21 protein-coding genes and 1 tRNA gene are annotated in these 23,535 nt (G+C 72.1%); 4 read left to right on the forward strand and 18 right to left on the reverse strand.

Annotation, left to right across the window (positions count from 1 at the left end):
• Positions 1–271: 271 nt before the first annotated feature.
• The gene (locus ACFQ53_RS16285; RefSeq protein ID WP_377861546.1) at positions 272–970 is read right to left on the reverse strand and encodes a demethylmenaquinone methyltransferase; all 699 of its coding nucleotides are present in this window, start codon (positions 968–970) and stop codon (positions 272–274) included.
• 181 nt (positions 971–1,151) lie between these two features.
• Here ACFQ53_RS16285 and serC point away from each other — a divergent pair, with 181 nt between their 5' ends.
• Positions 1,152–2,288 carry a phosphoserine transaminase gene (gene serC / locus ACFQ53_RS16290; RefSeq protein ID WP_377861549.1) on the forward strand — a complete coding sequence of 379 codons (1,137 nt, stop codon included), beginning with the start codon at positions 1,152–1,154 and terminating at the stop codon, positions 2,286–2,288.
• Between the two features lie 108 nt (positions 2,289–2,396).
• Here serC and ACFQ53_RS16295 read toward each other — a convergent pair whose 3' ends face one another.
• The 15 genes from ACFQ53_RS16295 to ACFQ53_RS16365 all read right to left on the reverse strand — a co-directional run bounded on the left by ACFQ53_RS16295 (position 2,397) and on the right by ACFQ53_RS16365 (position 19,265).
• The gene (locus ACFQ53_RS16295) at positions 2,397–2,861 is read right to left on the reverse strand and encodes a MarR family winged helix-turn-helix transcriptional regulator (protein WP_377861552.1); all 465 of its coding nucleotides are present in this window, start codon (positions 2,859–2,861) and stop codon (positions 2,397–2,399) included.
• A complete protein-coding gene (locus tag ACFQ53_RS16300; protein ID WP_377861555.1) occupies positions 2,858–4,351 on the reverse strand; it encodes an NCS2 family permease in 1,494 nt (497 codons plus the stop codon). Before ACFQ53_RS16300 ends, ACFQ53_RS16295 begins: the two co-directional genes overlap by 4 nt.
• Before the next feature lie 136 nt (positions 4,352–4,487).
• Positions 4,488–5,273 (reverse strand): glucosamine-6-phosphate deaminase, encoded by a 786-nt coding sequence (gene nagB, locus ACFQ53_RS16305; RefSeq protein WP_377861558.1) that lies wholly within the window; start codon positions 5,271–5,273, stop codon positions 4,488–4,490.
• A gap of 276 nt (positions 5,274–5,549) precedes the next feature.
• Positions 5,550–6,920: an NAD(P)/FAD-dependent oxidoreductase gene (locus tag ACFQ53_RS16310; protein WP_377861561.1), complete on the reverse strand. Its 1,371-nt coding sequence runs from the start codon at positions 6,918–6,920 to the stop codon at positions 5,550–5,552.
• Between the two features lie 133 nt (positions 6,921–7,053).
• Entirely contained in the window at positions 7,054–8,004 is a 951-nt protein-coding gene (locus ACFQ53_RS16315) for an exopolyphosphatase (RefSeq protein WP_377861564.1), read from the reverse strand.
• A complete protein-coding gene (locus ACFQ53_RS16320; protein ID WP_377861566.1) occupies positions 8,001–8,591 on the reverse strand; it encodes a DUF501 domain-containing protein in 591 nt (196 codons plus the stop codon). Before ACFQ53_RS16320 ends, ACFQ53_RS16315 begins: the two co-directional genes overlap by 4 nt.
• Complete coding sequence (locus ACFQ53_RS16325) at positions 8,588–9,295, reverse strand: septum formation initiator family protein (protein ID WP_249480402.1); 708 nt, start codon at positions 9,293–9,295, stop codon at positions 8,588–8,590. Before ACFQ53_RS16325 ends, ACFQ53_RS16320 begins: the two co-directional genes overlap by 4 nt.
• 19 nt (positions 9,296–9,314) lie before the next feature.
• Positions 9,315–10,595, reverse strand: coding sequence for a phosphopyruvate hydratase (gene eno, locus ACFQ53_RS16330; RefSeq protein ID WP_377861569.1), 1,281 nt, complete (start codon positions 10,593–10,595; stop codon positions 9,315–9,317).
• Between the two features lie 120 nt (positions 10,596–10,715).
• Complete coding sequence (locus tag ACFQ53_RS16335) at positions 10,716–11,474, reverse strand: MazG nucleotide pyrophosphohydrolase domain-containing protein (protein WP_377861571.1); 759 nt, start codon at positions 11,472–11,474, stop codon at positions 10,716–10,718.
• Positions 11,471–15,058, reverse strand: coding sequence for a transcription-repair coupling factor (mfd, locus tag ACFQ53_RS16340; protein ID WP_377861574.1), 3,588 nt, complete (start codon positions 15,056–15,058; stop codon positions 11,471–11,473). Before mfd ends, ACFQ53_RS16335 begins: the two co-directional genes overlap by 4 nt.
• On the reverse strand, positions 15,055–15,660 hold the full coding sequence (gene pth, locus ACFQ53_RS16345) for an aminoacyl-tRNA hydrolase (protein ID WP_377861577.1): 606 nt from the start codon (positions 15,658–15,660) through the stop codon (positions 15,055–15,057). Before pth ends, mfd begins: the two co-directional genes overlap by 4 nt.
• A 122-nt stretch (positions 15,661–15,782) precedes the next feature.
• Positions 15,783–16,424 (reverse strand): 50S ribosomal protein L25/general stress protein Ctc, encoded by a 642-nt coding sequence (locus ACFQ53_RS16350; RefSeq protein WP_377861580.1) that lies wholly within the window; start codon positions 16,422–16,424, stop codon positions 15,783–15,785.
• 231 nt (positions 16,425–16,655) lie between these two features.
• Entirely contained in the window at positions 16,656–17,636 is a 981-nt protein-coding gene (locus ACFQ53_RS16355) for a ribose-phosphate diphosphokinase (protein ID WP_377861582.1), read from the reverse strand.
• On the reverse strand, positions 17,636–19,117 hold the full coding sequence (glmU, locus tag ACFQ53_RS16360; RefSeq protein WP_377861585.1) for a bifunctional UDP-N-acetylglucosamine diphosphorylase/glucosamine-1-phosphate N-acetyltransferase GlmU: 1,482 nt from the start codon (positions 19,115–19,117) through the stop codon (positions 17,636–17,638). Before glmU ends, ACFQ53_RS16355 begins: the two co-directional genes overlap by 1 nt.
• Before the next feature lie 76 nt (positions 19,118–19,193).
• A tRNA-Gln gene (locus tag ACFQ53_RS16365) sits at positions 19,194–19,265 on the reverse strand.
• Positions 19,266–19,348: 83 nt separating this feature from the next.
• Here ACFQ53_RS16365 and ACFQ53_RS16370 point away from each other — a divergent pair.
• The 3 genes from ACFQ53_RS16370 to ACFQ53_RS16380 all read left to right on the forward strand — a co-directional run bounded on the left by ACFQ53_RS16370 (position 19,349) and on the right by ACFQ53_RS16380 (position 22,555).
• Entirely contained in the window at positions 19,349–20,011 is a 663-nt protein-coding gene (locus tag ACFQ53_RS16370; RefSeq protein WP_377861588.1) for a TetR/AcrR family transcriptional regulator, read from the forward strand.
• Positions 20,012–20,103: 92 nt separating this feature from the next.
• The gene (locus ACFQ53_RS16375; RefSeq protein WP_377861591.1) at positions 20,104–20,667 is read left to right on the forward strand and encodes a MarR family winged helix-turn-helix transcriptional regulator; all 564 of its coding nucleotides are present in this window, start codon (positions 20,104–20,106) and stop codon (positions 20,665–20,667) included.
• Positions 20,668–20,740: 73 nt separating this feature from the next.
• Complete coding sequence (locus tag ACFQ53_RS16380) at positions 20,741–22,555, forward strand: ABC-F family ATP-binding cassette domain-containing protein (protein ID WP_377861593.1); 1,815 nt, start codon at positions 20,741–20,743, stop codon at positions 22,553–22,555.
• 72 nt (positions 22,556–22,627) lie between these two features.
• Here the strand turns inward: ACFQ53_RS16380 and ACFQ53_RS16385 are convergent, their stop codons facing one another.
• Both ACFQ53_RS16385 and ACFQ53_RS16390 read right to left on the reverse strand, forming a co-directional pair.
• Complete coding sequence (locus tag ACFQ53_RS16385) at positions 22,628–23,035, reverse strand: HIT family protein (RefSeq protein WP_377861596.1); 408 nt, start codon at positions 23,033–23,035, stop codon at positions 22,628–22,630.
• A gap of 154 nt (positions 23,036–23,189) precedes the next feature.
• Positions 23,190–23,535 (reverse strand): hypothetical protein (locus ACFQ53_RS16390; RefSeq protein ID WP_377861599.1); only part of this gene is annotated, 346 nt, incomplete at its 5' end.

Below are 23,535 nucleotides of genomic sequence, written 5' to 3' on the forward strand. Positions count from 1 at the left end.
GAACCTGTCGGCCGGGCACGAGGTAATAACTTACGCACCCCGAGCCCCCACGTCAACTCCACAGCCCCTGGTCAGAGCGTGTTCTGCACCACGTGCGGCCGCGTGGGCCCCGCTCGTCGGCGCCGGAGTCTCCTCTCTCGCGTGATCGGAGCCCTCGCGCCGTGCCTGTGGAGGGTTGCCGCAGACCTGCGAGGCCGGACCCGGGGCGTGGGCACGGGTCCTGGGCGTGGGCACGGGTCCTGGGCGTGGGCACGGGCCCTGGGGCCGAGGCTCAGGCGGACGGCACCTCGCCGCGATGCAGGGCGACGATGCCGCCGGTGAGGTTGCGGAACTGGACCTGCTTCAGGCCCTCCTCGAGCATCCAGGTGCGCAGCTCCTCCTGGTCCGGCCAGTCGAGGATCGACTCCGAGAGGTAGTCGTACGCCTCCGGGCTCTGCGTCACCCGATGGGCGACCGCGGGGATCGCGCGCAGCAGATACCTGCTGTAGACCGTGCGGAACACGGTGGAGGTGGGAGTCGAGAACTCGCAGATGACAACCCGCCCTCCGGGCCGGACCACGCGCGCCATCTCGCCGATCGCGGTCCGGGGCCGCTGCACGTTGCGCAGACCGAAGGAGATGACGGCTGCGTCGAAGGAGTCATCAGCGAACGGCAGCGCCTGTGCATCGGCGGCGACGAACGGGATGTGCGGCTGGCGCCGACGGCCCTCCTCCATCATGCCCAGGGAGAAGTCCGCGGCCACGGCGTCGGCGCCGGCGTCGACCAGCGCGGCCGTCGACGTGCCCGTGCCGGCGGCGAGGTCCAGGACCTGCTGGCCCGGGGAGATGTCGAGCGAGTCCACCATGGCCCGGCGCCACGAGCGCACCTGGCCCAGTGCGGCGAGGTCGTTCATCAGGTCGTACCTGCGCGCGATGCCGTCGAACATCCCGGCGACGTCGTAGGGGTTCTTGTCGAGGTCCGCGCGGTTCATGCCTCCGATACTGCCAGAACTCGGGCCCTCGTCCGTCCCCTACGGGACCGTCCACACAGCGGAGCCGTGTCGCACGGAGACGGAGCCTCGTCGGACAATGGCATGGTCGGCGCCGACGCGGCGCTTTCCGGCGCCGCGGCCGCCGCGCCCTGTCCACCATCCTCACCTCGCAGGAGGCCCAGTGCCCGCGCTCGACCGCATCACCATCCCCGAAGAGCTGCTCCCGACGGACGGTCGGTTCGGCTCCGGTCCCTCGCGGATCCGTCCCGAGCAGATGGCCGCTCTCTCGGCCGTCGGCTCGAGCGTCATGGGGACCTCCCACCGACAGGCGCCCGTCAAGGACCTCGTGCGCCGGGTCCGCGAGGGCCTCGCGGAGCTCTTCTCCCTCCCCGAGGGGTACGAGATCGTCCTGGGCAACGGCGGCTCGACCGCGTTCTGGGATGCGGCCGCCTTCGGTCTGATCCGCGGGCGCGCGCAGCACCTGGTCCTCGGCGAGTTCTCCTCGAAGTTCGCGGCGGAGACCGCCGGCGCGCCCCATCTCGCGGATCCCTCGGTGCTGCGCGCCGAGCCCGGGACCGGCATCGCTCCCCGGGCGGATGCCGCGGTGGACGCCTACGCCTGGCCGCAGAACGAGACCTCGACCGGAGTCATGCTCCCGGTGCGTCGGCCGGAGGGAGCCGACGAGGGCCAGCTCGTCCTCGTCGACGCGACGAGCGCCGCGGGCGGGGTGGCCGTGGACATCGCCCAGACCGATGCGTACTACTTCGCCCCGCAGAAGTCCTTCGCCTCCGACGGCGGGCTCTGGATCGCGGCCCTCTCCCCCGCCGCGATCGAGCGCGCCGAGCAGCTCGCCGACGGCGACCGCTGGATCCCCGAGTTCCTCTCGCTCACGGCCGCGATCAGCAACTCTCGCAAGAACCAGACGCTGAACACCCCGGCGATCGCCACTCTCGTGCTGCTCGCGGAGCAGATCGAGTGGATCCTCGCCCAGGGGGGCCTCGCCTGGGCCGACGCCCGCACCCGTGCCACGAGCGGCCTGCTGCAGAACTGGGCCGCGACACGTCAGGAGGTCTCCCCCTTCGTCACGGACCCGTCGCTGCGCTCGCAGGTCGTGACGACGCTCGACCTGGCCGACGACGTCGACGCCGCGGGCATCGCCTCTCTGCTGCGCTCGCGCGGGATCGTGGACATCGAGCCGTACCGGAAGCTCGGCCGCAATCAGCTGCGGATCGCGACGTTCCCCGCGGTGCCGGAGTCCGATGTGCGCGCCCTGATCGCCGTCCTCGACCACGTCCTGGACGCCCTGCGGGAGGGCTGAGCAGAGGACCGGTCACGGAGACGGACCGGACCACCCGGGCGAAGGGCCCGGGCCGGATGGCCCTCGAGCCGTCGGCCCGGGCCCTTCCTTCGCACCGCTCCGGCGCGGCTACTCGCGGACGCTGTCGCGCGGAGCGTCCAGGAGGACGTCGCGCAGCATGCGGGCGGCCGTCTCCAGCTGCCCGAGCTGGGTGTCGTCGAGGCCGTCGACCCTCTCGCGCAGCCAGGCGCTGCGGGCCCGTCGGCCCTCCTCGACGATCGTCGCGCCCGCCTCGGTGAGGGCGAGCAGGACCTGTCTCCGGTCGCCCGGGTGGGGGCGCCGGGCGACCCAGCCCGCCTCCTCGAGCCGCGCGATGATGCGGGTCATCACGGGCGGGCTCACGCGCTCGAAGTCGGCGACACGGCCCGGCGTCGCCTCGCCCTCCCGGTGGAGGTAGGCGAGGACGGAGAACTGGGCCACGGAGACCTCGTCGGAGGCGGCGCGCGAGCGCAGACGCCGCGAGGACACCAGCAGCACGCGGTGGAGGTCCGCGACGATGTCGTCGACGTGCGCCTCGCGAGCCGGGTCGCTCACGTCAGCAGGCTCTCGAGGGGGCCGCGCAGGAAGTAGAGCACGAACAGCACGGCCACCACGTACATGAGCCAGTGGACCTCGCGGGCCTTGCCGCGCACGATCCGGATCACGACGTACATGAGGAAGCCCGCGCCCATGCCCACCGTGATCGAGTACGTGAAGGGCATGAGCATGATGGTGAGGAAGGCGGGGATCGCCTTCTCGACGTCGGTGAAGTCGATCGAGGTCACCTGGGTCATCATGAGGAAGCCGACCATCACCAGCGCCGGGGTGGCCGCCTCGTAGGGCACCATCGCGACGAGCGGTGAGAGCAGGGTGCTGAGCAGGAACGCGAGGCCCGCGACGACCGCCGCCAGGCCCGTGCGGGCGCCCTCGGCGACGCCCGATGCCGACTCGGCGTAGCTCGTGCTGGAGGAGACGCCGCCGACGCCGCCGGCGATCGCCGCGAGGGAGTCGACCACCAGGATCCGCTGGGAATGGGGGATGTCGCCGTCCTCGTCGAGCATGTCGCCCTCGGCGGCGACCGCGACCATGGTGCCCATGGTGTCGAAGAAGTCGGCCAGCAGCAGCGAGAACACGATCGTGGTCGCGCCCACGGCGCCGGCCGCGGTGATGCCCCCGATGGGGTCGACGGTGAACAGGGTCGAGAAGTCGGGCATCTGCAGGGGCGAGCCGCCGAGGCTCGGCACGTTCAGGCTCCAGCCGTGCGGGTTCGCGGCACCGCCGTCGGACCCGTCGGAGTACGCGCCCACGCCGACGACCTGCTCGATGACGATCGCGAGCACGGTCGCGGCGACGATCGCGATCAGGATGGCGCCGGGGATCCTGCGCACGTACAGCGCGAACATGAGGACCAGGCCCACGATGAAGACGAGGATCGGCCAGCCCGCCAGGGAGCCGTCCGCACCCAGCTGGACCGGGGTGCCGTCGGCGGGGGTGATGAAGCGGGCGTTGAACAGGCCCACGAAGGCGATGAACAGGCCCAGGCCCACGCCGATCGCGGTCTTCATGAACGGCGGCACCGCGTTGAAGACGGCCCGGCGGAAGCCGGTGAGCACGAGGATCAGCACGACGACGCCCTCGATGACCACGAGGCCCATCGCGCCCGCCCAGGTCATGCCCGGCAGCGGCGCGACCGAGTAGGCGATCACGGCGTTCAGGCCGAGGCCCGCGGCGAGGGCCAGGGGGAACTTCGCCCAGGCGCCCATGAGGATCGTGAGCAGTCCGGCCACGAGCGCCGTGCCGGCGGCGACCGCGGGGAGGTTCGGCTCGGTGCCGCCGCCCAGGTAGTGCCCGGTGGAGTCGGGGACCGTGCCGATGATCAGAGGATTCAGCACCACGATGTAGCACATCGCGAAGAAGGTGACGATGCCGCCGCGCACCTCGCGGCCGACGCTCGAGCCGCGGGCGCTGATCCCGAAGAAGCGGTCGAGGCCTGAGGGGGCGCCGGTGGGGGCGGGCGCGGTCGTGCCGGGGGGCGTCGTGTGCATGTCCAGATGCTATCGGCGCACGCGCGCGGGGCGCCCCCGGGGCCGGTGCCGCGGACGCTCCGCGCGCGCCGGATCGGCGCTGCGGATGCCCGTGGGCGTGTGCGCTCGGCGGACAAGTGCCGAGCGCACGCACTGCTCAGCTGTCCAGGCGGTCCTTCTGCGACTGGATGAAGCGGTAGTAGTCGGCGTGCGTGAGATCACGCGCCGCGAACTCGTCCACGACGACCGTGACCGCGGGGTGCATCTGCAGGATGCTCGCCGGGCAGGCCGCGCTCACGGGCCCCTCGACCATGTCCCGCACGGCCTGGGCCTTCCCCTCGCCGGTCGCGATGAGCACGATCCGGCGCGCCTCGCGGATGGTCTCGAGGCCCTGGGTGAGGACGTGGATCGGGACCTCGTCGGCGCTCGAGAAGAAGCGCGCGTTGTCGCGCACAGTCTGCTCGGTGAGGGTCTTCACGCGGGTACGGGAGCCGAAGGAGCTGGTGGGCTCGTTGAAACCGATGTGGCCGTTGGCGCCGATGCCGAGGATCTGGATGTCCACGCCGCCGGCCTCGCCGATCGAGGCGTCGTAGCGCACGGCCTCCGCACGCGGGTCGGCCGCCTCGCCGTCGGGCGAGAGCACGAGCTCATCAGGGATGTCCACGTGGCCGGTGAAGTTGTCGCGGATGAAGCGGTGGTAGCTCTGCTCGTGGTCGGCGCTGAGGCCGATGTACTCGTCGAGCAGGAAGGCGCGGGCGTGGGCGAAGCTCAGTCCCTGCTCACGATGGCGCGCGATCAGCTCGCGATAGGTGAGGACCGGGCTCGAGCCGGTCGCCAGACCGAGCACGGCGCCGTCCTCGCCGCGCACGTGCAGAACCTCCTCGAAACGGTCGGCGACGAGGGCGGCCGCCTGCTCGGCGTCCTTCGCGATGATGATCTCCACGGGTCCTCCTGCAATCCGCCGTCCGGCTCGGGCAGCACCCAACGGACGGCTCAGCGATGATCGAGCATGACCGGATCGATCGTTCGCCGATCACGTACGGTCACATCATAGGGCACGCGGGAAGGCCCGGAGTGCGCACGGCGGGCCTGCTGTGCGCGACAGATCATCGGGGTCGAGGGTCCGGACAGCAGGACGCCGACGGGCCCCGGGGATGGTTCCCCGGGGCCCGTCGGCGTCCTGGCGCGTCAGCGCCTCGTGCGCATGGCGGTCAGCGCGTCACTTCTTCTTCGGACCGGCCGCGAGCTCGAAGGCGCCGCGGGGGTTGGTCGACTGAGGGATGCCGATGATGTCGCGGCGCGAGATCGCGGTGCTCACCCAGTCGGCGACGACGGCGGCCTTCCGGCCGATCGTCGGCATCGTGTACAGGTGGTAGGCGCGCGCCGCGGCCCAGGCCGGGAGGCCCTTGAGCTCGATGCGCTTGTCGCCGAGCAGCACGTAGCCCATGCCCTTGTACATGCCGAGGGTCGCCATGGTGCCCATGTTCTTGTGGTAGTAGTCCACGAGCGGGCGTCCCTGCACGGAGCGCGTGACGTTGTCCGCGATCCGCTTGCCCTGGCGCACGGCGTGCTGGGCGTTGGGCGGGCAGATCTTGTCCTCGCCGGAGGCCAGGTCCGGGACGGCCGCGCAGTCGCCGCCGGCGAACACGTCGTCCATGGCGCCGTCGGCGCCCTTGACGCGCAGGTCGGGGAGGCACTCGAGCTTGCCCATCTTCGGGCCGCGCTCGGAGAGCACGGGGATGTCGAAGGCCTCGGCCTCGCTCAGCAGCGGGTTGGGCTTCACGCCCGCGTTCCAGACGATCAGGTCGGTCTCGAACTCGTCGTCGTCACTGGTCTTGATGACGTTGTTCTCGCAGGAGTTCACGAACGTCTCGAGCTTGACCTCGACGCCGCGCTCGCGCAGCTGGTTGAGCGCGTAGGCGCGCTGCTCCTCGCTGACCTCGGGGAAGATGAAGGGCGCGGCGTCGATGAGCACGAAGCGCACGTCCGAGGAATGCAGGTCGGGGTAGTAGCGCAGGGCGTCGCGGACCATGTCCTCGGCCTCCGCCACGGCCTCGCCGCCGGCGAAGCCGCCGCCGATGAAGGTGAAGGTGAGCAGGCGCTTGCGGGTGCGGGGATCCTTGGTCGACGCGGCCTCCGCGAGGTTCGCGAGGATGCGGTCGCGCACGGCCACGGCCTCCTCGACCCACTTGAAGCCGATCGCGTTCTCGGCGAGGCCGGGGATCGGCAGCAGACGCGGCACGGAGCCCAGGCCCAGCACGAGGTAGTCGTAGGAGATCTCGAGGTCGTCCCCGTCCTCGGTCTCGACCGAGATGACCTTCTCGGAGCTCTTCACGCCGGTGACGGCACCGGTGACGACCTTGGTGCCCGAGAGCGCCTTGCGCAGCGGGGCCAGCGCGTTGCGCGGGTCGATCGAGCCGGAGCCCACCTCGGGAAGGAAGGGAGCGAAGGTCAGGTACGGGCGCGAGTCCACGACCGTGATCGCGATGTCGGAGCCGAGCGACTTGCGCAGCTCGCTGGCCGTGGTGAGCCCGACGGACCCGCCGCCGAGGATGAGGACATGGGGCTTTCCGCCGGTGATGGTGTTCATACCGACAGGATAGGGCCAAGCGGCTGTGCGAGGAAAAAACCTCCGCTCGGCAAGACATCACCGCTTCGGGGTCGTTTCTGCGCCACTGCCCGCACGTTCGTGCAGGTCGCCGCTTCCCGCGCGGTGGCTCAGATCACAGCAGGGACAGTGCGATGCCGTCGAGGATGTCGTGCTCGGAGGAGCGCACCTCGACGATCCCGGAGGCGTCCTGCACCCGCGCGAGCACGCGCTCCCAGATCAGCGCGCCGGCGCCGATCACGTCGATCCGCCCGGGATGGATGATCGGGCGGCGTCGGCGCTCGTCCGTGCTCATGGCGAGCACCTCGAGGCAGACCTCGCGCACGCGGGCGATGTCCAGGCGCGCGCCGTGGGTGGCGTCGGGCGTGTAGACCTCGAGGCCCTGCGCGAGAGCGGTGAGCGTGGTGACGGTCCCGGCGACGCCGACGAGGGTGCGGGTGGGTGCCAGCGGCACGGTCTCCTCGGCGCGGTCGAGCAGGGAGTCGATGTCCGCGCTCGCAGCCTCGATCTCCGCGGTGCTCGGCGGGTCGGAGCGCAGGTGGCGCTCGGTGAGACGGACGGAGCCCATGTCCAGGCTGATCCGGTGCTCGGGCGCCTCGACGCCGGCGACGAGCTCGGTGGAGCCGCCGCCGATGTCCACGACCAGGCGCTGCCCGGGGACGAGTCCGTCGAGGGTGCTCACGGCTCCGCGGAAGGAGAGCTCGGCCTCGACATCCCCGGGGACGACCTCGGGAACGACCCCGAGGATCTCCCGGACGCCGTCGATGAACTCCTCGCGGTTGGCGGCGTCGCGCGTCGCGGAGGTGGCGACGAAGCGGATCCGCTCGGCGCCGTGCGCGGAGATCGCCGCGGCGTACTCGCGCGTCGCCGCGAGGGTGCGCTCGATCGCGGCGGGGTCGAACCGCCCGGTGCGGTCCACGCCGTAGCCCAGGCGCACGACCTCCATCCTGCGCTCGACGTCCACGAGCCCGCCGTCGGCCGAGCCGCGGGCGATCAGCAGGCGGATGGAGTTCGTGCCGCAGTCGATCGCGGCGACGGGGGGCGCGGAGCTCTCGGCGGCGCTCATCGCTCGACCTCTTCCTCGGCGGCCTGCTCGAGGCTCTCGCAGTGGCAGACGGAGATCATGGTGTCGGGCGCGACCTCGGCGAGGACGAGGTCTGCCACGGGGTTGATCCCGGGCCCCTCGGCAAGGCCGTGGCCGATGATCGCGTGCAGGCACTTCACGCGGCCGGGCATGCCGCCCGCGCTGATGCCCTCGATCTCCTCGACGCTCCCGAGCTCGGCGCGGCGCTCGAGGTAGCGCTCGTGGGCGCGGCGAAAGCCCGCGGCGAGCTCGGGATCCTCGCCGAGCTGCGCGGTGAGCTCGGCGAGGCGCCCCGCGGCCTCGAGGTGCGAGGCGGCCTGCACCATGCTGGGCAGGGTGAGATAGAACGAGGTCGGGAACGGCGTGCCGCCGGGGAGCCGGGGCAGGGTGCGCACCACGGCGGGGCGCCCGCAGGCGCAGCGGCGCGCGACCGAGTGGACGCCGCGCATCTCGCGGCCCACCTGGTCCCGCATCCGCGCGAGGTCGTCCTCGCTCGCGGGGGTCTCGTGCGGCAGCGGCGGGAGCGCGCCGGGGAACGGGGTGGGAAGGGGCTGGGGAAGCGTGGTCACTCGTCGTCCTGGTCGCTGGGTGAGTCGGCGTCGCCGCCCGCGTCGGAGGCGCCGGATCCGTTGTTCTTGCCCGTGCCGGGGGCCTGCGGGTCGTCTGCCCTGCCGTCGGCGGGCGAGACCGACGTGGTGCCGGGGTCGGCGCGGCTCGCGCCCTCGACGCTGCTCCACAGGGTCGTGTACCAGTCGCCAGAAGAGGCCTCCGCCTGCTTCTGCTGGGCCTCCGTGAGCGGGACGTCGTTCCCCGAGGAGTCCATGAGCCGATACTGCGTCTCCCCCGGCATCGCGTAGAGCAGTCGCTCGCGGGCCTGGGCGGCCACGTAGTTCGGGTCGTCCCAGCGGTCGACCTGCGTCTGGAGATCGGCGACCTCGTCCCGCTGGTCGGAGACCTGGTCCTGGAGGGAGGCGAGCTCCTGGCGCTGGGCGATGAAGGTGTTGAGCGTCGGCACGAGAGTGGCGAGTGCCACGACGATCACCGCGATGAGGATGAGCGCCCGACGCGTGATCGTGATGACCGGGCCGTCGGGCTCGTCGGCCGGATCCGTGCCGCGGGGCACGCTGCGCGGGCGGGAGGCGGAGGCAGGGCGCGAGGAGGCGCTGCCCGGTCGCCGATCGCCGGAGGCGCGGGCGCGATCGCCGCGCCGGCCCCCGGACGCGGCGACCGGGCGTCCCGTGGACCGCGGGGCGCCCGGTCGTCGTGCAGTCATGCGCTCGAGGGTAGCGCGCTCAGGCGGAGAACCGCGGGAACGCCGAGGCGCCGGCGTAGGTCGCGGCCTCGCCCAGCTCCTCCTCGATGCGGATCAGCTGGTTGTACTTGTTCACGCGCTCGCCGCGGGCGGGGGCGCCGGACTTGATCTGGCCGCAGTTCACGGCGACCGCGAGGTCGGCGATCGTGGTGTCCTCAGTCTCGCCCGAGCGGTGCGACATCATGCAGCGGTAGCCGCTGCGGTGCGCGAGGTCGACCGCGTCGAGGGTCTCGGTGAGCGAGCCGATCTGGTTGACCTTGACCAGCAGCGCGTTGGCGGCGCCGAGGTCGATGCCCTTGCCGAGGCGCTCGGGGTTGGTGACGAAGAGGTCGTCGCCCACGATCTGGACCTTGTCGCCCAGGGCGTCGGTGATGGCCTTCCAGCCGTCCCAGTCCTCCTCGTCCAGCGGGTCCTCGATGGAGACCAGCGGGTAGGCGTCCACGAGCTCGGTGTAGTAGTCGATGAGCTCCTGGCTGGACTTCTTGCCGCCCTCGAAGGCGTAGGAGCCGTCCTCGAAGAACTCGGAGGCGGCGACGTCGAGCGCGAGCGCCACGTCGGCGCCAGGGGCGTAGCCGGCGTTGCGGATCGCCTCGAGGATGAGGTCGAGCGCCGCACGGTTGGACTCGAGGTTCGGCGCGAAGCCGCCCTCGTCGCCGAGGCCCGTGGACAGGCCGCGCTCCTTGAGGACGGCCTTGAGCGCGTGGTACACCTCGGCGCCCATGCGGACGGCCTCGACGAAGCTGCTCGCACCGATCGGCGCGATCATGAACTCCTGGATGTCGACGTTGGAGTCCGCGTGGGACCCGCCGTTGAGGATGTTCATCATCGGGACGGGGAGCACGTGGGCGTTCGGGCCGCCGACGTACTGGTAGAGCGGGAGGGCCGAGGAGTCGGCGGCGGCGCGGGCGACCGCGAGGGAGACGCCGAGGATCGCGTTCGCTCCCAGGGTGCCCTTGTTGGCGGTGCCGTCCGCCTCGATCATGGCCTGGTCGATGGCGCGCTGCTCCTGCGCGTCCAGTCCCACGACCTCCGGGCCCAGGGAGTCGACGACGGCCTGGACGGCCTTGGTCACGCCCTTGCCGAGGTAGCGGCCCTTGTCGCCGTCGCGCAGCTCGACGGCCTCGAACTGGCCGGTGGAGGCGCCGGAGGGCACCTCGGCGCGGGCGAAGGTGCCGTCGTCGAGCAGCACCTCGACCTCGACGGTGGGGTTGCCTCGCGAGTCGAGGATCTCGCGGGACAGGACGGCGTCGATGAGAGCCATGTGGGTTTCCTTCCTTCGGTGAGGTCAGGTCCGGCGCCGCGCGGGCGGCCCCGGTGTCGGGACCAGTCTAGTCGCCGACCGGGGACCGATCCTGGGGCGCCCACGGCGGGCGCGGGCCCCTCAGCGCGAGAGGTCGCGGGTGCGCGTGAGCAGGGTGCGCAGCGCCGATTCGGGGTCGACGTCGCGGGCCTCGGCCTCGCGCACCACGTCGAGCAGCCGCAGGGCGATGTCCGCGCCCCAGTCCTCGGCGTCCGGGGCCGAGGCGGCGGACTCCGCGGCCGCGGTGAGCTCGTCGATCCGCCCGTCGGACCGCGACCTGTGGACGCTCTTGGCCGCCGCCTGCAGCGCGGGCAGGGCGTGCGGGATGCCCTCGAACCAAGCGGTGGGGAGGGAGCCTGCCGCGTCGGACCCGTGCGGCCCGTCCTCCTCCGCCCGCTCCTGCGCCTTCACGGCGTGCCACTGGGCGATGATCTGCTCGACGTCGCCGCGGTCCCCGAGCGCGTCCTCGCGGTCCGCGCCGAAGACGTGCGGGTTGCGCCGCTCCATCTTCTCGACGAAGGCGCGGGCCACGTCGTCGACGTCCCAGGCGGGGTCCTCCTCCTGCCCGAGACGGGCGTGGAAGAGGATCTGGAAGAGCAGGTCGCCGAGCTCGTCGGGCAGATGGCCCGCGGCGGACGGGCCCGTCCCGTCGGTCCTCTCCTCGATCGCCTCGAGGACCTCGTGGGTCTCCTCGAGGAGGTAGCGGGCGAGAGAATGATGGGTCTGCAGGGCGCTCCAGGCGTCCCCGTCGGGGGCGCGCAGGGCGTCCATCACGGCGACGGCGCGCAGCAGCTCGCTCCCCCGCGCCGTGCCCCGGTCCTCCGGCTGGTCCGTGCTCACGCCGCGTCCTCCGCCGGGGCCGGCTTCAGCACGCCGAGCACCTTCCGTGCCCAGGCGAGGAGCTCGTGGTCGCGCAGCTCTGTGCCGCCCACGCGCGAGGTCGTCGGCCGGGGGACGAGCACCTGGCGCACTGCGGGCTTGAGCATGGTGCCCGGGTACAGGCGCTTCATGCGCATGGCCACCGAGTCGGGCAGATCGAGGTGGGCGAAGCGGATCATCTTGCCCTGCGCCTGCACCTCCTCGAGGCCGGCGTCGCGGCACTCCAGGCGGAAGCGGGCCACGTCCAGCAGCACCTCGACCGGGGCGGGCGGCGCGCCGTAGCGGTCCGTGAGCTCGGCGCGGACCTCCTCGATGGTCGCGGGATCGCTCGCGCCGGAGAGCTTCGAGTAGGCCTCGAGGCGCAGGCGCTCGGAGGCGATGTAGTCGTGGGGCACATGGGCGTCCAGCGGCAGCTCGACCTTGACGTCCTTGGTGGGCGCGGTGGACTCGCCGCGGAAGGCCGCGACGGCCTCCCCCACCATCCGCACGTAGAGGTCGAAGCCGACGCCGGCGATGTGCCCCGACTGCTCGCCGCCCAGCAGGTTGCCGGCGCCGCGGATCTCGAGGTCCTTCATGGCGACCTGCATGCCCGCGCCGAGATCGGTGTTGGTGGCCAGCGTGGTGAGGCGGTCCGAGGCGGTCTCGGTGAGCGGCTTCGACCCGTCGTAGAGGAAGTACGAGTAGGCGCGCTCGCTCGAGCGGCCCACGCGACCGCGCAGCTGGTGCAGCTGGGAGAGGCCGAAGCGGTCGGCGTTCTCGACGATCAGCGTGTTGGCGTTGGCGATGTCCAGGCCGGTCTCGACGATCGTGGTGCACACGAGCACGTCGAACTCCTTCTCCCAGAAGTCGACGATGACCCGCTCGAGCTGGTTCTCGTTCATCTTGCCGTGGGCGACCTGCACGCGCGCGTCGGGCACGAGCTCGCGCAGGCGCTGGGCGGTGGCGTCGATGTCCTCGACGCGGTTGTGGATGAAGAAGACCTGGCCCTCCCGCAGCAGCTCGCGGCGGATCGCGGCGGTGATCTGCTTGTCGTCCTCCGCACCCACGTAGGTGAGCACGGGATGGCGCTCCTCGGGCGGGGTCGCGAGCGTGGACATCTCACGGATGCCGGTCACGGCCATCTCGAGGGTGCGCGGGATCGGCGTGGCCGACATGGACAGCACGTCCACGTTCGTGCGCATCGCCTTGAGGGTCTCCTTGTGCTCGACGCCGAAGCGCTGCTCCTCGTCGATGATCAGCAGGCCCAGGTCCTTGAAACGCACCTGCCCCGTGATCAGGCGGTGGGTGCCGATGACCACGTCGACGCTGCCGTCGCGCAGGCCCTCGATGGTGGCCTGCGAGTCGGCATCGGACTGGAAGCGGGAGAGCCCGCGCACGGTGACGGGGAAGCCCGTGAAGCGCTCGGTGAAGGTGTCCAGATGCTGCTGGGAGAGCAGCGTCGTGGGGGCGAGCACGGCGACCTGCTTGCCGTCCTGGACGGCCTTGAAGGCGGCGCGCACCGCGATCTCCGTCTTGCCGTAGCCGACGTCGCCGAGGATCAGGCGGTCCATCGGGACCGCCTTCTCCATGTCGCCCTTGACGTCGTCGATCGTGGAGAGCTGATCGGGGGTCTCGACGAACTCGAAGGAGTCCTCGAGCTCGCGCTGCCAGGGGGTGTCGGGGCCGAAGGAGTGGCCGGGCGCGCTCTGACGCGCGGAGTACAGGCGCACGAGCTCGTCGGCGATCTCGCGGATCGCCTTGCGGGCCCGCGACTTGGTCTTCGCCCAGTCGGCGCCGCCCATGCGGTTGACCGTGGGGTCCTCGCCGCCGACGTACTTGGTGACCTGGTCGAGCTGGTCGCTGGGGACGTACAGCCGGTCCCCCGGCTGCCCCTTCTTCGAGGCCGCGTACTCGATGACGAGGTACTCGCGGGTGGTCGCCTTGGCGCCGGAGCCCACGGTGCGGCTGGTCATCTCGACGAAGCGGCCGACGCCGTGGTGCGCGTGGACGACGTGGTCGCCCGGACGCAGCTGCAGGGGGTCCACGACGTTGCGGCGGCGCGAGGGGATCCGCCGCTCGCCCCCGGCGCGGCGCTGGCCCGTCTTGCCGGTGACATCGCGCTCGGAGATCACCATGAGCCGCAGAGACTCGTCGACGAGGCCGTCGACGAAGGGGCCGACCGTGACGATCGGCTCGCCCGGTGCGGGCGGAACGTCGAGCGGATGGACGTACCGCGCGGGCACGCCCTGCTCCTCGAGCGACTCGGCGGCGTGGCGGGCACCGCCGCTGCCGGTCATCGTGACCACGATCCGCCAGCCCTCGGTGCGACGGGCGGTGAGATCCTTCGCGATGTCCTCGCCGCGACCGGAGTAGCCGGGGTGGTTCACGGCGCGCGCGGTGAGGTCGACGTCGGTCTCGAGGCCGAAGGGCGCGAGGGTGTGCCAGCGCTGGCCTCGGGAGCGGGCGTGCTCGCGCACGTCCGGGAGCGGCACGAAGCTCGCCTCGCCCACGTCGATGGGCAGTCCGCCGCCTGCGGCGGCGCTCGACCAGGCCGCGGCGAGGAACTCGTCGGTCGTGGAGACCAGCTCCGCCCCGCGGGCGCGCACGCGCTCGGGGTCGATCACGAGGAAGCGGGAGTCCGCGGGGAGCACGTCGACGACCTGCTCCATCTCCCCCACCAGCACGGGGCTGAGCGACTCCATGCCGTCCACGGCGATGCCGGCGGCGATCCGCTCGAGCATGTCGCGCACGCCCGGGAGCTTCTCGGCCATGTCCCGGGCGCGCTCGCGCACGGCCTCGCCGAGCAGGATCTCGCGGCAGGGCGCGGCGTCCAGCCCGTGGGGCACGGACTCCAGGGAGCGCTGGTCGGCGATGGAGAAGTAGCGGACCTCGTCGACCTCGTCGCCGAACAGGTCCACGCGCACGGGGTGGGGCTCGGTGGGCGGGAAGACGTCGAGGATCCCGCCGCGCACGGCGAACTCGCCGCGCTTCTCGACCATGTCGGTGCGCACGTAGGCGGCGCCGACGAGGTCCTGCTCGAGGCGCTCGAGCGGGTAGTCGTCACCCACGCGGGCGCGCACGGCGCGCAGGTCGCCGAGGCCCTTCGCGATCGGCTGCAGCAGGCTGCGCACCGGGAGCAGAAGCACGCTGACGCCCTGCTCGGTCTCGGGGTGGGCGATGCGCCGCAGGGTCTGCAGGCGCCGGGCGACGGTGTCGGCGCGCGGGGACAGCCGCTCGTGCGGGAGGGTCTCCCAGGCGGGCAGCTCGGCGACGTGCGCGGTGCCGACCATCGCGTCGAGGGCGGCGCGCGCATCCTCGGCCGCACGGGTCGTGGCGGTGAGCACGACGAGGGGCGACTCGGGCGTGGCGCTGCGCGCGAGGTCGGCGACCGCGAAGGGTACCAGGGAGGTCGGGGCGACGGTCGCCGAGTCCTCGACGGGCACGTCGGAGGCGGCCGGGCCGGGGGCGACGAGCTCGCGCAGGCGCGTGAGGTCCTCACCGCTCGCGACGAGGTCGAGCAGCGGTGCGAGCGGTGCCGACGGGGCCGGCGGGTTCGAGGCGGTCATCGGGCCTCCCGGGAGTGGACGGTCTGCTGGGCGGCGGTGAGGCCCTCGAGGACGAGCAGCTCGAGCGCGTCGCCCGCCTCGTCGATCACGAGGTCGAGCTCCTTGCGCTCGGCGGGGCGGAAGGGCGCGAGGACGTGGTCCGCGGTGTCCTGCCGGCCGGGCGGGCGGCCGACCCCGACGCGCACGCGCAGGTAGTCCTTGGTGCCGAGGGCCTTGGTGATGTCCCGCAGCCCGTTGTGGCCGCCCTCTCCCCCGCCCCGTTTGAGGCGGAGGGCGCCGAAGGGCAGGTCGACCTCGTCGTGCACGACGATCACGTGCTCGGGATCGACACCGTAGAAGGAGGCGAGGGCGGAGACGGGGCCGCCGGAGGTGTTCATGAATCCTGTGGACTTCGCGAGGATCGTGCGGGCGCCCGCCCCGGGCGGGCCCATCCGACCCTCGATGACGACGGCGGGGGCGCGTCGCGCCGACTTGAAGCGACCGCCGGTCTGGGCGGCGACGTGGTCGAGCACCATCTGGCCGATGTTGTGGCGGGTGGCCGCGTAGGAGGGGCCCGGGTTGCCGAGGCCGACGACGAGGAAGGTCTCGTTCGCGGTGGTCATGGGGGCATCCTCCAGGGGCGATGTGGGGCGGGGACCTGGGAGACGCTACCGGGGCGCCGCGCAGTGCGCGACGCCCCGGTGACGAGCTGTGAGCAAGCGATCGCACGGGCGACCGCCCGGGCTCACTCCTGCTTCTCGGACTCCTCCGGGGACTCCTCGGCGTCCTCCGAGGACTCCTCGCCCTCGGCGGTCTCCTCGCCCTCGGTCTCCTCCTCGGGCTCCTCCTCGACGCGCGGCAGCTGCACCGCGACGACGAGCAGCTCCGGATCGGTGATGAGCTCGGTGCCCTGGGGAAGGACGACGTCGCCGGCGAACAGCTGGTAGCCGTCCTCCTGCTCCTCGACGGAGATCTCGATGCTCTCGGGCACCGCGAGGGCGTCCACGGAGAGGGTGAGCGACTGGGCGTCGACGACCGCGATCGCCGGGGAGACGGGCTCGCCGGTGACGTAGACGGGGATGTCGACCTCGACCTTCTCGCCGCGGCGGACGAGGATCAGGTCGAGGTGGGTGATGTTGCGCGACAGCGGGTGGCGCTGGATCTCCTTGATGAGGCCCAGGTGCGACTCGCCGTCGGGGAGGGTGAGGTCCAGCAGCGCGTTGGCGTTGCGGGCCGCCAGTGCGGTCTCGTGGCCGGGCAGCACGAGGTGCACCGGATCGGTGCCGTGGCCGTACAGGACGGCGGGGATCTTGTTCTCGCTGCGGATGCGGCGGGCTGCGCCCTTGCCGAACTCCTCGCGCTTCTCGACGTTCAGCTTCTCAGCCATGGGGATGCTCCTTGCGGTTTCCGGGCGGCGAGCGCACGCCGCGGAACCGGGCGCCCTCGCCGAGGGAGCCGTCCCGCACCGCGTCGATCACGGAGAGCGGATGCTCTCCCTCGCCGAAGTGACGCGGCGAGATTATCACGGGCGGGCCCGACGCAGGACGGCCGGGCGAGGGGCCTCACAGCCCCGTGCCCGGCCGTCCGTCGATGCGTCCGCCAATGCTTCTGCCCGGCGTCAGACCTCGCCGTCGAAGAGGCTGGTGACGGAGCCGTCGTCGAAGACCGCGCGGATGGCGCGGGCGAGCAGCGGGGCGATCGAGAGCTGGGTGAGCCCGTCGAACCACTTCTCCTCGGGGATCGGCAGGGTGTTGGTGCAGATGACCTCGCGCACGCTGCTGCTGCGCAGGCGTTCGGCGGCGGGATCGGAGAGGATCGGGTGGGTGGTCGCGACGATGACGCTCGCGGCGCCGTTCGCCTTCAGCGCCTCGACGGCCTGCACGATGGTGCCGGCGGTATCGATCATGTCGTCCACCAGCACGCAGGTCTTCCCCGCCACGTCGCCGATGACGCGCTTGGCGACGGCCTGGTTGGGCTTCTTGGGGTCGCGCGACTTGTGGATGAAGGCCAGGTTCACACCGCCCAGGCGCTTGGCCCACTGCTCGGCCACGCGGATGCGCCCGGCGTCGGGCGAGACGACCGTGAGGTCCTCCTCGCCGTACTTCGAGCTCACGTAGCCCGCGAGGATCGGCAGCGCCATGAGGTGGTCGAGCGGGCTGTTGAAGTAGCCCTGGACCTGCGGGGCGTGCAGGTCCACCGAGATCATGCGGTCGATGCCGGCGGTCTCGTAGAGGTCCGCCATGAGGCGCGCGGAGATCGGCTCGCGGCCGCGGTGCTTCTTGTCCTGGCGGGCATAGGGGAAGGAGGGGGCGATCGCGGTGACGCGCTTGGCGGAGGCCCGCTTGAGCGCGTCGATCATGATCAGGTGCTCCATCACCCACTGGTTGATCGGGGCGGGCGTGGACTGGAGCACGAAAGCGTCGGCGCCGCGCACCGACTCGCCGTAGCGCACGTAGATCTCGCCGTTGGCGAAGTCCCAGGCGTCCATCGGGAGCACGTCGACCCCGAGCTCCTCGGCGACCTCCTGGGCGAGCACGGGATGAGCCCTCCCGGAGACCAGGACCAGCCGCTTCTCGCCTGTCGCGGTGATACCGCTCATCAGTTCTCCTGTTCCTTCCCGTCCTCGGACGAAGACGCCTCCGTCTCGCCGGCGCCGGCCTGGGCGGCGCGCGCCGCCTCGTCGGCGACGGTGCCGGGCCGTCGGCGCGAGGTCCATCCTTCCACGATCTTCATGGTGGTGTCGTTGACGGCCAGCGCCCCGGGCGGGACGTCCTGAAGGATCGTGGTGCCGCCGCCGGTCACCGCCCCGTCACCGATCTCGACGGGGGCGATGATCACGTTGTCGGCGCCGACCTTCGCATGGCGGCCGACCCGCGAGCGGTGCTTGTCGACCCCGTCGTAGTTCGCGAAGATCGTGGCGGCCCCGATGTTGGTGCCCTCGCCGATCTCGGCGTCCCCGACGTAGCTGAGGTGGGGCACCTTCGCGCCGTCGCCGATCTGGGCGTTCTTCGTCTCGCAGAAGCCGCCGATCTTGCCGTCCGCACCCAGCACCGTGCCCGGACGCAGGTAGGTGAAGGGGCCGACGGTCGCGCCGGTGCCGATCTCGGCGAGCAGCGCGTGGGTGCGCACCACGCTCGCGCCGTCGTCGACCTCGGTGTCCTCGAGGGTCGAGTCGGGGCCCAGGCGGACGTCCTCGCCGATCGTGGTCGCGCCCAGCAGCTGCACGCCGGGCTGGATCACGGTGTCCTGACCGATCGAGACCTCCGCGTCGACCCAGGTGGTCGCGGGGTCGACGATCGTGACGCCCGCGCGCATGTGGCGCTCGAGGAGGCGGCGGCGCATCTCGGAGCCGAGCTGGGCGAGCTGGACGCGGTCGTTGACGCCCTCGACGAGCATCGCGTCCTCGGTGACCAGGGAGCGCACGGCGCCGCCCTCGGCGCGCGCGATCGCGAGCACGTCGGTGAGGTACATCTCGCCCTGGGCGTTGTCGGTGGTGACCTGGCCAAGGGCACGGCGCAGCACGTCGACGTCGAAGGCGTAGATGCCGGAGTTGATCTCGTCGATCGCGCGCTGGTTCTCGTCGGCGTCTTTGTGCTCGACGATCGCGGCGACCTCGCCGGACTGCGCGTCGCGCAGGATGCGGCCGTAGCCGGTGGGGTCGGGGACGCGGGCGGTGAGCACCGTGACGGCGCTGCCCGCGCCCTCGTGCGCGGCGACGAGCTCGGTGAGCGTCGCCGCGTCCAGCAGCGGCACGTCCCCGTAGGTGACGAGCACGGTGCCGGAGGGGGCGCCGACCTGCTCGAGTCCGCACTGGACGGCGCGGCCCGTGCCGGGAACGGCGTCCTGGTCCGCGATGAGGACGTCGGGCGCGTGCTCGGCGAGATGGCCGGCGACCTTCTCGCGCTCGTGGCGGACCACGGCGATCAGCTGCGCGGGCGAGGTGCCGCGGGCGGCCTCGATCGCATGCAGCAGCAGGGAGCGGCCGCACAACGGGTGCAGGACCTTGGGGATCCTGGATCTCATGCGGGTGCCGGCTCCTGCGGCGAGCACGATGACGGCGGCAGGTGCGGGGACGTTCACGCGGTTCTCCTCGGTGCGCTGGACGGGGCGCTGGCACGGTTCCGGATCCGGCGCCGACGCGAGCGCCGGCGGACCGTTCCGCCATCAGGACTCGAACCTGAAACTTCAGAACCAAAATCTGAGGTGTTGCCGATTACACCATGGCGGAGCGCCCCGGGGCGGGGCCATCGGGATCCTATCGGCCGACGTCGGGCGGGCGAGCGGCGGGGCGAGGCGTGGGAGACTCGCCTCATGGCCCCCGCCTCCGAGAAGCCGTCCGCCCGCGCCGCCGGTCCCCGTGCCCGCGCCCCGCGGATGAGCGGGCGCGAGCGCCGCGAGCAGCTCGTGGTGATCGGCCGCTCGGTGTTCGCCCAGAAGGGCTATGACGCCACCAGCGTCGAGGAGATCGCCGCCCGGGCCCAGGTCTCGAAGCCGATCGTCTACGAGCACTTCGGCGGCAAGGAGGGGCTGTACGCGGTGATCGTGGACCGCGAGACCTCGACCCTGCTGGGAGCGCTGGAGGCGGCGCTGGACGATCACCGCGCCCACCCGCGCACGCTCATGGAGCGCGCGGCCCTCGCCTTCCTCACCTACATCGACGAGCGCGAGGACGGCTTCCGGATCCTGGTGCGGGACTCCCCCGCGACCCATCAGGGCGGCTCGTACTCGACGCTGCTCGGGGACGTCGCCGCGAAGGTCGAGTCGATCCTCACCGCGCAGCTGCGGCTGCGCCGCTACACCGCGGCCGACGCAGCCCTGTACGCGCAGATGCTCGTGGGCATGGTCGCCTTCACCGGCCAGTGGTGGCTCGAGACGCGCATCCCCGCGAAGGAGGACGTGGCCGCACGGATGGTGAACCTCTCCTGGTTCGGCCTGGGCGCTCTGCAGAAGGACCCGCAGCTGCGCGGGAAATGAGGCCGGGAGCGGAGGCGGGGATCGGAGGCGGGGATGGAGCGCCGCCCAGGTGCGCATCAGCTCCTCCCCGGCGATTCCGTAGACTCGCCCCCATGCCGCCTGCCGCCCCACGCACCGACGAGGTCGACCGGATCGTCGCCGGCTGGGCCCAGGCCCGGCCCGATCTGGACACCTCGCCCCTCGAGGTCTTCTCCCGCATCTCGCGCCTCGCCCGCCACCTGGAGACCGCGCGCCGCGCAGCCTTCACCGCGACGGGCCTGGAGGGCTGGGAGTTCGACGTCCTCTCGGCCCTGCGCCGAGCGGGAAGCGAGCCCCTGAGCCCCGGCGCGCTCATGCGGCAGACGCTCGTGACCAGCGGCACCATGTCCACGCGTCTCGAGAAGCTCGCCTCGCGCGGGCTCGTGCGGCGCGAGAAGGATCCGCAGGACGGCCGCGCCGTGCGCGTGAGCCTCGAGCCCGCGGGCACCGAGAAGGTCGACGCCGCCATGGAGATCCTCCTGGAGGCCGAGCGCGAGGTCCTCGGCGGCGGCCACGAGGAGCAGCGGGCCGACGGGCACGAGGTCGACGGGCACGAGGTCGACGGGCGGCGCGCCGACGGCCCGATGCTCGCCCGGGCGCTGCGCGAGCTGCTGCTGCCCTTCGAGACCGAGAACTGACGCACCAGAACCACCGACGCGGGCCCCTGCCACCGGCACGGGCCCGCGGAAACCGATACGGAGCCCCGACCGCATGGCCCATCTGCTGGGAGCCGAGAAGATCCACGTCGCCCTGCCCGACCGCGTCCTCCTGGACGCCGTCACCCTGGGCATCGAGGACGGCGACCGCATCGGCGTCGTCGGACGCAACGGCGACGGCAAGTCCACGCTGCTGCGCGTGCTCGCGGGGGCTCAGACGCCCGACGACGGACGCGTGACCGTCCGCGGCGGCCTGCGCGTGGGCGCGCTGTCCCAGCAGGACGTGGCCGAGATCGGGGAGAGCGTCCGCTCGCGCGCGGTCGGCGACCGCCCCGAGCACGAATGGGCCTCGGACCCCCGGATCCGCGACGTGCTCTCCGGCCTGCTGGGCGAGCTCGACCTCGACGCCGAGCTCACGAGCCTCTCCGGAGGGCAGCTGCGCCGCGTGCACCTCGCCGAGCTGCTCGTGCGCGACGTGGACGTGATGCTCCTGGACGAGCCCACGAACCATCTGGACGTCGAGGGCATCTCCTGGCTGGCGGGCCACCTGAAGCGGCGCTGGCCCTCGCGCAGCGGGGGCATCGTGGTCGTCACCCACGACCGCTGGTTCCTCGACGAGGTCTGCACCCGCATGTGGGAGGTGCACGACGGCGTGGTCGACCCCTTCGAGGGCGGATACGCGGCGTACGTCCTGCAGAGGGTGGAGCGCGACCGCCAGGCCGCCGCGATCGAGGCCAAGCGTCAGAACCTCATGCGCAAGGAGCTCGCGTGGCTGCGCCGCGGGGCTCCCGCACGCACGTCGAAGCCGAAGTTCCGGATCGACGCCGCGAACGAGCTGATCGCCGGCGAGCCGCCCCTGCGGGACACGGTCGAGCTCACGCAGCTGGCGACCTCGCGACTGGGCCGCGACGTCATCGACCTCGAGGGCGTGACCGCCGGGTACGAGGGACGCGCGGTGATCCAGGACGTCACCCTCCATGTGGGCCCGGCGGACAGGATCGGCGTGCTGGGCCCTAACGGCGCCGGCAAGTCGACGCTGCTGGCCCTGGTCACCGGGGATCTGGACCCGATGGCCGGACGCGTGAAGCGCGGGAAGACCGTCACCGTCCAGCAGGTCACCCAGAAGCTCGAGGGCCTCGCCGATCATCTGGACGAGCGGGTCAGCGATGTCGTCGGCCGTTACCGCACCACGTTCCGGGCGGGCAAGGACGAGGTCACCCCGGGCCAGCTGCTCGAGCGCCTCGGTTTCACCACCGCGCATCAGAAGGTGCGCGTGGGCTCCCTCTCCGGCGGGCAGCAGCGGCGATTGGATCTGCTGCTGACGCTGTTGGACGAGCCCAACGTGCTGGTGCTCGACGAGCCGACGAACGACATGGACACCGACATGCTCGCGGCCATGGAGGATCTGCTGGACACCTGGCCCGGCCCACTGATCGTGGTCTCCCACGACCGGTACCTGCTCGAGCGCGTGACGGACCTCCAGTACGCGGTGCTGGACGGTCACGTGCGGCACCTGCCGGGCGGCGTCGAGCAGTACCTCGCGCTGCGGGCGGCGGGCGCGGGCGAGGGCGGCGCCGGGACGTCGGCGGGGGCGTCGGCGCCGGCCCCCGATGCTCAGCCGACGGCGGCCTCCCCCGCCAGCGGTCTCTCGGGCCGCGAGCTGAGGGAGGCGCAGAAGGCGCTGTCCGCCGTCGAGAGGCGGATGGAGAAGCTGACCCGTCGCGCCGAGGAGCTCACAGCGCAGATGACCTCGCACGATCCGGGGGACGTCTCCGGCCTCCAGGAGCTCGGCGCGACGCTCCAGGAGGTCCAGGGCGAGCTCGCCGAGACCGAGGAGCGCTGGCTGGAGCTGTCCGAGCAGGTGGGCTGAGCGCCTCACTCCGACAGTGGGTGCGGTGCCGCCGCTGCGGCTGGTACCGCCGTCAGCCGCACTCCGGTCGGGTCACTCGTAGAATCCGCGCCCGATCACGGCGTGCCGTACTCCCCCTACCGGGTTCTGCACGTCGCCGGCGAAGCGCGGGATCAGGTGGAGATGAGCATGCGGGACCGTCTGCCCCGCCGCTCGTCCCGCATTGAACCCGACGTTGTACCCGTCGGGAGCGAGCGCGCTGTCGAGCTCATCCTTGCAGCGACCGATGAGGTCCCACCCTGCGGACCACTCGCTCGGGTCGGCATCGAACCAGGTCGTGATCTGGCGGAACGGGATGACGAGTGTGTGCCCAGGGGAGACCGGGTTCGCGTCGCGGAGGGCGAAGACGAGCTCGTTCTGCGCGACCCTCTGGTCCGCCGGCACCTCGAGGAGCACTGAATTCGGGACGTGTTGGCCCGGCGCTGGGCTGCAATCGCTCATATTGCCGATCCCACTCCCCCACTCGCCCCGCCGCAACTTCGTTTCCGGGCGTGCCTGTAGAGGGGCACGGTGGTGTGCCCCTCTACAGGTGGGGGTGGTGTTGCGTTCGGGGTTCTGACCTTGCTGGCCTGCGATGGCGGGCCGGGCTCTCGGGTCAGAAGGGTGGTGGTCCGGGGTCGAACTTCGGTGGCGGGTCCTGCTGTTTGCGTGGTCGTCGGGTGGTGGCGCTGATGGGGATGTCGCCGTCGTAATGGAAGGTCGGGAGTGGTTGGTATCGGCGCCGGACGGGTTTCTCGACGGGGATCTCTTCCAGGTCGGGTGCGCCGGCGTGGTCCATGTCCACGCGGGGCCACGGGTCCGGGACACCAGGCCGGACCGGCCAGGGCGAGTCCAGCCGAGAGGGATCGGGAGACGGCGCCTCCGCGCCGGCGCCGGTGCCGGCCTCGGTATCGCGGCGCTGCTCGTAGTCGTCCTGCCTGCGTTGCATCGAGTCCCAGACG

Source organism: Brachybacterium sp. NPDC056505 (genome assembly GCF_042794925.1).
In the GTDB taxonomy this organism is placed as follows: Bacteria; Actinomycetota; Actinomycetes; order Actinomycetales; family Dermabacteraceae; genus Brachybacterium; species Brachybacterium kimchii.

Excerpts from the sequence above, each read along its gene's own strand:
- ACFQ53_RS16285 (WP_377861546.1), bottom strand. The coding sequence starts at position 970 with ATGAACCGCGCGGACCTCGACAAGAACCCCTACGACGTCGCCGGGATG.
- ACFQ53_RS16300 (WP_377861555.1), bottom strand. The coding sequence starts at position 4,351 with ATGCACACGACGCCCCCCGGCACGACCGCGCCCGCCCCCACCGGCGCC.
- ACFQ53_RS16310 (WP_377861561.1), bottom strand. The coding sequence starts at position 6,920 with ATGAACACCATCACCGGCGGAAAGCCCCATGTCCTCATCCTCGGCGGC.
- ACFQ53_RS16315 (WP_377861564.1), bottom strand. The coding sequence starts at position 8,004 with ATGAGCGCCGCCGAGAGCTCCGCGCCCCCCGTCGCCGCGATCGACTGC.
- ACFQ53_RS16325 (WP_249480402.1), bottom strand. The coding sequence starts at position 9,295 with ATGACTGCACGACGACCGGGCGCCCCGCGGTCCACGGGACGCCCGGTC.
- eno (WP_377861569.1), bottom strand. The coding sequence starts at position 10,595 with ATGGCTCTCATCGACGCCGTCCTGTCCCGCGAGATCCTCGACTCGCGA.
- mfd (WP_377861574.1), bottom strand. The coding sequence starts at position 15,058 with ATGACCGCCTCGAACCCGCCGGCCCCGTCGGCACCGCTCGCACCGCTG.
- pth (WP_377861577.1), bottom strand. The coding sequence starts at position 15,660 with ATGACCACCGCGAACGAGACCTTCCTCGTCGTCGGCCTCGGCAACCCG.
- ACFQ53_RS16350 (WP_377861580.1), bottom strand. The coding sequence starts at position 16,424 with ATGGCTGAGAAGCTGAACGTCGAGAAGCGCGAGGAGTTCGGCAAGGGC.
- ACFQ53_RS16355 (WP_377861582.1), bottom strand. The coding sequence starts at position 17,636 with ATGAGCGGTATCACCGCGACAGGCGAGAAGCGGCTGGTCCTGGTCTCC.
- ACFQ53_RS16370 (WP_377861588.1), top strand. The coding sequence starts at position 19,349 with ATGGCCCCCGCCTCCGAGAAGCCGTCCGCCCGCGCCGCCGGTCCCCGT.
- ACFQ53_RS16375 (WP_377861591.1), top strand. The coding sequence starts at position 20,104 with ATGCCGCCTGCCGCCCCACGCACCGACGAGGTCGACCGGATCGTCGCC.
- ACFQ53_RS16380 (WP_377861593.1), top strand. The coding sequence starts at position 20,741 with ATGGCCCATCTGCTGGGAGCCGAGAAGATCCACGTCGCCCTGCCCGAC.
- ACFQ53_RS16385 (WP_377861596.1), bottom strand. The coding sequence starts at position 23,035 with ATGAGCGATTGCAGCCCAGCGCCGGGCCAACACGTCCCGAATTCAGTG.